The organism is Desulfonatronospira sp. MSAO_Bac3 (assembly GCF_003838035.1).
Classification (GTDB): Bacteria; Desulfobacterota; Desulfovibrionia; order Desulfovibrionales; family Desulfonatronovibrionaceae; genus Desulfonatronospira; species Desulfonatronospira thiodismutans.
In genome coordinates, this window is the sequence record NZ_QYZY01000314.1 from 1 (window position 1) to 1,597 (window position 1,597).

Below are 1,597 nucleotides of genomic sequence, written 5' to 3' on the forward strand. Positions count from 1 at the left end.
AACACCTGTCCCATGACCAGGGTATTGATGGCCGCTGTGGAGGCCAGACTCTGGGAAGCACCATGGGACAGTATGAGCAGGTAATGCCCCAGGGCCCCCACCACAAGCAGAAGGGATACAAAACTTATGCGCCATAAAAGAAACCCGGACACCAGGGGCTCTTCCGGAGGCCTTGGAGGACGCTGCATGACGTTTTTTTCCGGCGGTTCAAAGGCCAGGGCCAGGGCCAGGGTCACCGCGGTGACCATGTTTATCCACAGAATCTGGGGTGGAGTGATGGGCAGGGAAAAATGCCCTGTCTCGTCCATAAGGCCTATGCCCAGAAGGATAGAGGCAATGACCACCAGGGCCTGGCCGCCGTTGGTGGGCAAAATGAATAAGATGGCTTTTTTCAGGTTGTCGTAAACCGTCCGCCCCTCCTCCACTGCATTGGCGATGGAGGCGAAGTTGTCGTCTGTGAGCACCATATCCGAAGCCTCCTTGGCTGCCTCGGTCCCGGTCATGCCCATGGCCACGCCCACATCGGCCCGCTTCAGGGCCGGAGAATCATTGACCCCGTCCCCGGTCATGGCCACTATCTGCCCTCCGCCCTGCAGGGCCTGCACCAGCCTGAGCTTGTGCTCCGGACTGGTGCGGGCGTATATGTCCACATCCCGGGCCACCTGGACCAGGTCCGCATCGCTGATCTTTTCCAGGTCCTGACCGGTGAGGGCCTTTCGCCCCTGCCCCATGCCAAGCTTCTCCCCTATGGCCGAAGCAGTGATGGCGTGATCCCCGGTGATCATCTTGACTTTTATGCCCGCACCTGTATCCCCGGGATCAGATTCGCGGCCCTTGAGCCTTGCTGCGGCCTCTATGGCCTCGTCCCGGGGAGGGTCCATTATCCCGAACAGGGCCAGCATGGTGAAATCCTGCTTCGTATCCTGATCATCGATTTCGCCCTTGCTGGAGAGGTCCTTCTTGACAGCCACCGCCAGAAGCCTCTGGCCCATGGAGGCCAAAAGATCTCCCTGCTGCTTCCAGAATTCATGGTCCATGGGGCCGGAATCTCCCAGTGCCCCCTGGCTGCTGCACTTTTCCATGACCTTTTCCGGGGCCCCCTTGAGAATGAAGACAGCCTCTCCGGATTCAAAACAATTCAAAGTGACCATGAATTTTTCTTCGGAGCTGAAGGGCAGAACATCCTGCCGGGGATTGGCCCTGTTTTCCCGGTCCTGGTCCAGCCCGGCCTTGAGAGCGGCGGTAAGCAGGGCACCCTCGGTGGGTGCGCCCTCAAGCTTTATCTGGCCTTCTTTTTCCTGAAAGCGGGCCTCATTGCAAAGAAGCACCGAGCGCAGGGCCTGCATCAGTACCGGATACTCCCCGGGATGGACCTCCTTGTCCTCAAGCATGAATTTTCCCTGGGGGGCATATCCGGCACCTGTTACACAGAACAGTTGATCCGCAGTCTGAATATTCTGCACGGTCATTTCATTCCTGGTCAGGGTGCCGGTCTTGTCCGAGCAGATGACCGTCACCGAGCCCAGGGTCTCCACCGCAGGCAGACGTCTTATGATGGCGTTTCTTCCGGCCATTTTCTGCACCCCGATGGCCAGGG

The 1,597-nt window shown here is 58.9% G+C and carries 1 protein-coding gene; it reads right to left on the minus strand.

Annotation, left to right across the window (positions count from 1 at the left end):
- A partial coding sequence (locus D5S03_RS11070; protein WP_287044013.1) for an HAD-IC family P-type ATPase occupies positions 1 to 1,574 on the minus strand: 1,574 nt, incomplete at its 3' end.
- Between the last annotated feature and the right edge of the window lie 23 nt (positions 1,575 to 1,597).